5 protein-coding genes are annotated in these 8,342 nt (G+C 59.1%); 1 reads left to right on the top strand and 4 read right to left on the bottom strand.

Features of this window, described 5'->3' with window-relative positions; translation table 11 throughout:
- Positions 1-612 precede the first annotated feature (612 nt).
- Positions 613-2,874, top strand: a complete 2,262-nt coding sequence (locus ATY75_RS08980) for an EAL domain-containing protein (RefSeq protein ID WP_088937258.1) — start codon at positions 613-615, stop codon at positions 2,872-2,874.
- A 5-nt stretch (positions 2,875-2,879) separates the two neighbouring features.
- Here ATY75_RS08980 and ATY75_RS08975 read toward each other — a convergent pair whose 3' ends face one another.
- The 4 genes from ATY75_RS08975 to ATY75_RS08960 form a co-directional block, all read right to left on the bottom strand.
- Positions 2,880-4,313 (bottom strand): NAD-dependent succinate-semialdehyde dehydrogenase, encoded by a 1,434-nt coding sequence (locus tag ATY75_RS08975; RefSeq protein WP_088937257.1) that lies wholly within the window; start codon positions 4,311-4,313, stop codon positions 2,880-2,882.
- Between the two features lie 17 nt (positions 4,314-4,330).
- Entirely contained in the window at positions 4,331-5,923 is a 1,593-nt protein-coding gene (gene ggt / locus ATY75_RS08970; protein WP_088937264.1) for a gamma-glutamyltransferase, read from the bottom strand.
- A gap of 17 nt (positions 5,924-5,940) precedes the next feature.
- Positions 5,941-7,323, bottom strand: coding sequence for an aspartate aminotransferase family protein (locus ATY75_RS08965; RefSeq protein ID WP_088937256.1), 1,383 nt, complete (start codon positions 7,321-7,323; stop codon positions 5,941-5,943).
- 122 nt (positions 7,324-7,445) lie between these two features.
- The gene (locus ATY75_RS08960) at positions 7,446-8,288 is read right to left on the bottom strand and encodes a lysine/arginine/ornithine ABC transporter substrate-binding protein (protein ID WP_064838503.1); all 843 of its coding nucleotides are present in this window, start codon (positions 8,286-8,288) and stop codon (positions 7,446-7,448) included.
- Between the last annotated feature and the right edge of the window lie 54 nt (positions 8,289-8,342).

Genomic DNA, 8,342 nt, shown 5'->3' with positions numbered 1-8,342 from the left:
GGTTCATAGCACCGGTCGCGGTCAATCCTATGCCACCCTCACCGTCAGCATAGGCAACGGACAGAAGCATGCCGCGAAGAAGAGGTGACAGCGCGGCGACATCGACGTCACCCTGCAGCTTGATTTCTGGAAGCATCGTGCGGCTTTGATCCCCAACCTGCGCCATGGAAGTGCAAGCGAGTATCGAGCGGCAAAAGAACAATTGCTAGTGAGAAAGCTAAAGCCGAAGGGTGCCCCTCACCCGCCCCCGCTCCGCCCTTTCAACCTGGCCCAGCCGGTCGGATCGGGGGCTGATCATCAGAGCCAGCGTCGCGTTTCTAACTGGCTGACAATGTCGCCCCTCTAGTCAGCTTTGGCATGATGTTGTAGCCGGTACACTCTATTTCCAGGTGCGACACGCCAAGAAAAACAATGGCTTGTGATTCTGGGATGTCTCGACGCAATCTGCAGCCGATGGTGATCGATTCCCCCTCGCCTGCACCAGCTTGCTGAACGCAAGGTGCCTACGACATCCGGACCGCGGATCGGCTTTTCTCGCAAGCCGGCCGGTTTAGCGTTGCCTTAAAGAAACTGTGCAAGGATGCAGGCGTATCCATCCACGCCGGAAACCTGATGACGTTTCGAAGAAATCCAAAGATAGTACGTGGCCTTGGCGCCTCGGCAGCCAGCCATGCAAGCGCATTTGCTCCGGCTCTATTTGCGGCAATTATTGCAGTCATCGTCGTCTGGGTCGCAACCAACTGGCGGCTGGAGCGATCGCTGGCGGAGGAGCGCTCGATTGTTGCCGGCGAGCTTTCGACAATATCATCTCGGCTTCAGACGAACCTCAATAGCAATGTGAAGCTGCTGCAAGGGCTGGCGGCTGGCATCGCGGTCGATCCGGCAATGGGCCAAAACGGATTTTCCAAACTTGCCGCGCAGATCCTGCAGCCCGATTCACAATTGCGCAGCTTCGCTGCGGCGCCGGACATGGTGGTCAGGTGGGTGTATCCGGAAAAAGGAAACGAAAAGGCCATCGGGCTCGATTACCGGAAGAATGAGAAGCAACGGGCTGCCGCGATGCTGGCGCGCAACACCCACAATATCGTTCTGACAGGCCCGGTGGAGCTCGTCCAAGGCGGAACTGCTTTCGTCGTCAGGTGCCCGATTTATATCAATGATGGAAAAAGCCAGATCTTTTGGGGGCTGCTCTCCGGAATTGTCGATATTCCGAGGCTCTATAGCGATAGCGGGCTTGGATCGACCGAGCTTGAGATTGCCATCAGCACGGTGCCCGAGCCCAACTCACCCAAACAGGTTTTTCTCGGAAATCTGGAGACGTTTTCGAAGCAACCGGTCGTGACATCCGTCGATATGACTTATGGCCGGTGGACGTTCGGCGCAGTGCCCAAGCGCGGATGGGGCCAGAACAGCGGGATCGGCATTTTTGAACTCTATGCGAGCCTGTTGGCTTTATGTGTCGTTGCGCCGATCATTTGGGTCGGCTTCCTGACCAAATCACGCCAACGAACAATCGAGAAGCTTCGGCTTCACAAGAAGAAGCTCGTTCGAGCGCGGCAAAGGCTGGAATATCTGTCGTTGCACGACGCCCTGACGGGGCTTGCGAACCGCCGGTTTGTCGACCAGATGATCGCGCAGCCAGAGAGACCCGGTGGAGAAGACTGTCTGATCCTCATTCATATCGACCTCGACCGATTTAAAGAGATCAACGATACGAAGGGGCATGCCGGCGGTGACATGGTCCTGCAAATAACGGCTTCGCGCCTCGCCGATTTGACCGGCCCGAACGACGTCGCGGCTCGGATCGGTGGAGACGAGTTCATCTTCGCCAGGTGGAGCACCAATCCCGAGCCTGAAGCAACCGAATTGGCCAAACAGATTGTCGACGCGCTCCAGCAGCCCCTCCTTATCGATGGGGCGGAGTATGTGGTCGGAGCAAGCGTCGGTGTCGCCTGGGAGAGCAAACGTGCTCGCGGGCGGGATCTCGGTCAGTTGCTTCTGAACGCCGATTTGGCTCTGTACGAGGCGAAGAAGGCGGGCCGCGGCCGCGCGGCGATTTTCACCGAAGAGCTTCGCAGCGCCGCAATCCATTCAAAAGAACTGGCGGATGAATTCAATCAGGCGCTCGACCGCGATGAGCTCGTTGCATTCTTCCAACCGCAGTTCAATGCAGACACGCTTGACATAGCAGGCGTCGAGGCGCTTGCCCGTTGGGAGCACCCGCAAAAAGGTCTGCTCGGCCCGAACAATTTTCTCGACGCCGCGGAAAGGCTGGGGCGGAGCGGCGACATGGACAGGCTGATCCTGCAGAAGGCTCTGTTCGAGCTGACACGATGGGACAGCCTGGGAATGCAGATCCCGCGCGTCTCAGTCAATATATCGGCGCGCCGACTGGCGCAGGCAAATCTGCTGGGCGAGCTGTCCGAGCTTCCCGTATCGAGAGGTCGCCTGTGTTTCGAGCTGCTTGAGACGATTTCCTTCGACGAGCTTCAACCTGCGCTCAATGACGTTATTCCGATGATCAAAGAGCTTGGCATTGAAATCGAGATCGACGATTTCGGCACCGAACATGCCAGTATCATCAGCCTGCTTCGATTTGAACCGCGACGGCTCAAGATCGATCGAGAGATCATCAAACCGATCATCGCGTCTGCATCTCAACGCCGTCTGGTCTCCTCCATCATCGAAATCGGCCGGTCGCAGAACATCGACATCGTTGCCGAGGGCGTCGAGACAATGGAGCATGCGAAGATCCTGAAAGATCTCGGTTGCCATTTGCTGCAAGGTTACGCCCTGGCCCGACCCATGACCTCGGATCAGTTGATCGAATTTTGCCGGATGAAGGGCAAGGGAGCGGCAAAGGCGAGCCGATAGCCTGCTCAAGCCGCCTCGGTCACGAGCTTCGTATTGAAGTAACTCTCCATTGCTTCAGAGCCGCCTTCCGAGCCGTAGCCGGAATCCTTGATGCCTCCGAAGGGCAGTTCCGGCAGCGCCAGCCCATGATGATTGATCGACAGCATGCCACTTTCGATATCGCGAGCAAGGCCTGCGCTGGTCTTTGCCGAAGTTGTGTAGGCATAGGCCGCCAGGCCGTATGGCAGGCGGTTGGCCTCCGCAATGGCAGAGTCGTAGTCCGAAAATGCACTCACGATCGCCAAGGGGCCAAATGGTTCTTCGCTGAGCACGCGGGCATGCTGTGGAACGTCGGTGAGAACCGTCGGCTGGAAGAAGTTGCCGAGATTGCCGATCCGTTTGCCGCCGGTCGCAATCTTCGCACCGTGCATCACCGCGTCGGCTGTCAGCGCCTCCATGGCTCCTACCCGCCTCGCGTTGGCAAGCGGTCCCATGGTCACGCCGTCGCTCAATCCATCGCCGACCTTGATCGCCTCGGCCGCCCTTACCAGGCCATCGAGGAATTGTTCGAAGACACGTTCCTGGATGAGGAACCGGGTCGGCGCCACGCAGACCTGCCCGGCGTTTCGAAATTTCGCAGCCGCCAACAGTCTGACCGCGAGATCGATATCGGCATCATCGAACACGATTGCCGGCGCATGGCCTCCGAGTTCCATCGTCACCCGCTTCATGTTGGCGCCGGCAAGGGAGGCCAGCTGCTTTCCGACGGCGGTCGATCCGGTGAAGGAGATTTTCCGGATAATCGGGTGCGGGATAAGGTGATTTGAAATATCGGCCGGAATTCCGAAAACCAAATTGAGGACACCCGCCGGCAGGCCCGCATCGGCAAAGGCGCGAACCAGTTCAGCGCAACTCGCCGGCGTCTCCTCCGGCCCCTTCAGTATGATCGAGCAGCCAGCTGCAAGGGCCGCCGAAACTTTGCGGACGGCCTGGTTCAATGGAAAATTCCAGGGACTGAAGGCCGCCACCGGGCCGACAGGCTCCTTGATCACCATCTGCCTGACATTGGCCGCTCGTGGCGGGATGAGCCGGCCGTAGGCACGGCGGGCTTCCTCGGCAAACCAGTCTATGATGTCGGCAGCCGCGGCTGCCTCTGCCCTGGACTCGGCGAGCGGTTTGCCTTGTTCCAATGTCATTATTACAGAGATCGCCGCAGAGCGCTGCCGCAGGATCTCCGCCGCCGCGTGCATCAGCCTTGCCCGCTCGAACGCACTTATGCGCCGCCACTGCTCAAACCCGGCGGCGGCGGCCGAAAGCGCTTCATCGAGATCAGCAGCGCCGGCATTGGAAACACGGCCGATGACTTCGCCCGAGGCCGGATTGACGACGGTCAGATCGTCGTTTGAACCCTGCCTCCAGCGGCCATTGATATAAAGTTGGGTATTCGGATATGCCGACATTCAGCTCTCCACTGCCTCTAGTAACCGAGCGCGCAACCATCTTTTCGATGATCGGAGGCGCCCAGCAGCGTGTTGTGTTGATCGTCTATCCAGATCGCCTGGGCGCCGCCGATCGCCCAATTCGGTGCGACGACCTTGAAGCCGCGGGCTTCGAGATCACGCCCGATCGAGGCTCGCAGAAGCGCTTCGGTTTCGATTGATGTCGTGCCGGGAAGTGGAAAGAGCCGAGGCAGGTCAATCGCACTTTGTATGTCCAGATTGAAATCGAACAGCTTGGAGAGGAAGTGGGCGTGGCCCATCGCCTGATAGTGCCCACCCATCACACCGAACGACAAGACGCTTTTGCCATTGCGGGTGACCAGGCCCGGGATGATCGTGTGCATGGGCCTCTTGCGCGGCCCCATCGCGTTCGGATGCCCCTGCTTCATACTGAAGCTCTGCCCGCGATTGTGGAACAACACGCCGGAATTCGGCGCCATCAATCCGCTTCCGTAAGAATGGAAGATCGAGTTGATGAAACTGGCGACATTTCGGTCCTTGTCGACAACCGAAATGTAGACAGTGTCGGCATGCTCGACGCCGTCGATAACAGCCCCGGCATCGGCGATGGTTTTCAGGTCGATCCTGGCGGCAAGGCTGTCGGCGAGTTCATCGGATAACAGGAAGTCGACCGGAACGTCTGAGGCGGCCATGTCTGCGACCCATCGATCACGAGCCGCATAAGCCAGCCGCGTGGCCTCGACTTCGATGTGCAGATTGTCCACACCAAGCGGATCGCCTTTGCGTTCGAAACGCTCCAGGATCTTCAGGATCATCAGAGCGACGATGCCCTGCCCGTTCGGCGGGCATTCATGCACCGTCCATCCGCGGTATGTCGCGCTGACCGGCTTCACATATTCGCCGGCAGCTGAGGCAAAATCGTCAAGGGTATGGAGGCCGCCAAGGGAATTCAGCCGGGTCACCATGTCGGCTGCCACCGGACCGCGATAGAAGCCGTCCCGGCCCGACGTTGCAATCGTTTCCAGCGTCTGCGCCAGTTCCGGCTGACGTTGAACCGATCCGACCGTCGGAGCCTGATCATCGATCAGGAACAGGCGACGGGTCGATGGATCGCGCAGCAGCAGGTCGCGTTGGTTCGAAATGTCGGCGGCAACCCGTGGCGTGATCGCATAGCCGTCGCGAGCCAATGCAATAGCCGGCGCAAGAATTTCCGACAGCGGCATCCTGCCGTGATCGGCAACGAGGCGGGTCCAGGCGTCCACCGCCCCAGGAACGGTCACCGCATGCGGCGATGCCCGCTCGATCGAACCGATGCCGTTTTCCTGAAACCAGGCAAAATGCGCCGCCGCCGGCGTCCGCCCCGAGCCGTTATAGGCAAGGACATCATCATTTCCATTCAACGCCAGTAGAGCAAAACAATCGCCGCCTAGGCCTGTGGATCCGGCCTCCACGACACATTGGACGGCACAGGCGCCGACGGCGGCGTCGATGGCCCTGCCGCCGGCTTTCAGGATCTCGATCGCTGTCAAAGTCGCCATCGGGTGCGATGTCGCGGCCATGCCATTGCGACCGACGGCCATCGATCTTCCCGGCAATTCGAAATTTCGCATATCGTCGCTTCCTTCGCTCAATAGAGGCCGGTTGCCCTCGCCCATGTATAAGTATCATCCAATGCGCGCGTGGAGCGATCGAACAATTCGTGGATCTCCGCCTCGGTGATGATAAGCGGCGGGCAAAGCGAGTAGTTGTCGCCAAGGGCGCGCGTGATGACGCCATGGACCTGGGCTCGCTTGCCTGCGTGAATGGCAATGCCGTCCGTCGGCTTGAACGGCTCTTTTGTTTCCTTGTTGCGAACCAGTTCAAGGGTGCCGATAAGGCCACGACCGCGGGCGTTGCCGACGAGCGGATGGTCGCCAAGCTCGTTCAACCGCCGCTGGAATACCGGAGCGATGTTGCGGACGTGGCCGACGATGTCACGTTCCTCGTAGATTTTCAGGGTTTCCAGGGCGACGGCCGTCGCGACCGGATGGCCGCTATAGGTGAAACCATGTCCGAATGTTCCGATCTTCTCGCTCTCGGCAACGACCGCGGAATGGATCTTTTCATTGATCATCAGGGCGGAGATCGGCTGGTAGGCTGCCGAAAGCTGCTTTGCCATGACGATCATATCCGGCTGAAGCCCGAAGCTTTCCGAACCGAACATCGTGCCGAGCCTGCCAAAGCCGCAGATGACTTCGTCGGCGATTAGCAGCACGTCGTATTTCTTGAGGATTGCCTGGATCTTCTCGTAATAGGTTGGCGGCGGAACGATGCAGCCGCCGGATGCCATCAAGGGCTCGGCGAAGAATGCGCCGATGGTTTCCGGTCCCTCGGCAAGAATCATCTGTTCAAGCGAATTGGCACAGCGCGTCGCGAATTCTTCCTCCGTTTCGCCCGGGCGGCCATAGCGATAGAACTCCGGGCAGTCCGTATGCAGCACCCGATCAATCGGCAGATCGAAATCACGGTGATTGTTCGGCAGTCCGGTCAGGCTTGCCGAAGCGATGGTCACGCCGTGGTAAGCCCGCATGCGCGAGATGATCTTCTTCTTTTCCGGCATGCCGATAGCATTGTGATAGTACCAGACAAGCTTCATGGCCGTGTCGTTGGCCTCGGAACCCGAATTGGCGAAGAACACTTTCGACATCGGAACCGGTGAAAGCCGAATGAGCCGTTCGGCAAGTTCGACCGCCGTCTCATGCGTTTTGCCGCCGAAGCTGTGATAGAAGGGCAGCTCTTTCATCTGGCGGGTCGCCGCGTCTACCAGACGTTGTTCGCTGAAGCCCAGCGACGCGCAGAACAGCCCACCAAGACCTTCGATGTATTTGTTGCCTTCGCTGTCGACGATGTGGATCCCCTCGCCCCTGGTGATCACCAGCGGGCCGTCCTTCAGATGCTGCGAAGCGTTGGTATAGGGATGCAGAACAAACGCAGCGTCCCGGGATTCGACGGAGTTGAGAAGGATGGTCACAGAGGTTCTCCAAATTGGGGTCTATTTCAGTGGCGGCTCCTGGCAAAGCTCTGCCGGTCAGCCGGCGCGACCTACTCGGTGCACCGGCTGCCAATTACTGCCGAGGGAGCTTTGCCGCTCAATCAATCAAGGGATGTCTTGATCCATTTCTGCGCCAACTTGTTGATCGTGCCGTCGGCTTCGGCGGCTTCGATCGCGGCGTCGAACATCGACTTCAACACCGTATCGTCCTTGCGGATGCCTGCCGCGATCCCCTGTCCAAAGACCCCGCCTTTGAAGGTCGGGCCGGCGATCTTGTAGTCCTTGAAGTCGTCCTTGCCGAGCGTTGCAGTCAATGAGGTTTTCTGGGCAACGACGGCGTCGATGCGACCGGCCTGAAGGTCCAGATCATGCTGCTCGACCGTCTTGTATTCTCTTGGATCGACAACGCCCTTGAAATAGGTATCGAGAAAGGCTGCGTTCGCCGTCGATACCTGGGCGCCCACGGCCTTGCCTTTGAGGGCGTCCCGAAGCGGCTGCAATTCCTGCTCGACCTTCGCCTTATCAGCGGCGAGGTCGACCGTCGTCCCCGTCCCCGGCAGATCGGCGAGAGGACCGGTTTTCTCGACCATGAATGCGGCCGCGGTCGGGGCATAGGGCTTGCTGAAGGAGATGACCGCAAGGCGCTTTTCGGTCACGATCATCGAGGCCATGATGGCATCGAACTTCTTGGCATTGAGTGATGGAATGAGCCCGTCCCAGTCCTGGGCGACGATAGTGCATTTCACCTTCATGCGGGCGCAAAGGTCATTGGCGAGATCGATCTCGAACCCGGCCAGCTTGCCGTCAGGACCGGTAAAATTCCAAGGCTCGTATGCGCCCTCGGTCGCAATGGTGATTTCGGTTGGTTTCGTCTGCGCGGCGGCAGCGCCGGCCGAGATGACGCCGAGCAAAGCGGACGTCAGCAAAAGCTTTGATACTTGCATGTTTTTATTCCCCTTTTTGGTGCGCCCTGCCCTTTTCCCAAGCAAGGCGGTTGC

It is taken from the genome of Rhizobium sp. N122 (assembly GCF_002211295.1).
In the GTDB taxonomy this organism is placed as follows: domain Bacteria; phylum Pseudomonadota; class Alphaproteobacteria; order Rhizobiales; family Rhizobiaceae; genus Rhizobium.
This window is presented reverse-complemented; position numbering and strand designations above follow the sequence as displayed.

Coding starts and splice junctions, on each gene's coding strand:
- ATY75_RS08980 (WP_088937258.1), top strand. CDS start 613: ATGACGTTTCGAAGAAATCCAAAGATAGTACGTGGCCTTGGCGCCTCG.
- ATY75_RS08975 (WP_088937257.1), bottom strand. CDS start 4,313: ATGTCGGCATATCCGAATACCCAACTTTATATCAATGGCCGCTGGAGG.
- ggt (WP_088937264.1), bottom strand. CDS start 5,923: ATGCGAAATTTCGAATTGCCGGGAAGATCGATGGCCGTCGGTCGCAAT.
- ATY75_RS08960 (WP_064838503.1), bottom strand. CDS start 8,288: ATGCAAGTATCAAAGCTTTTGCTGACGTCCGCTTTGCTCGGCGTCATC.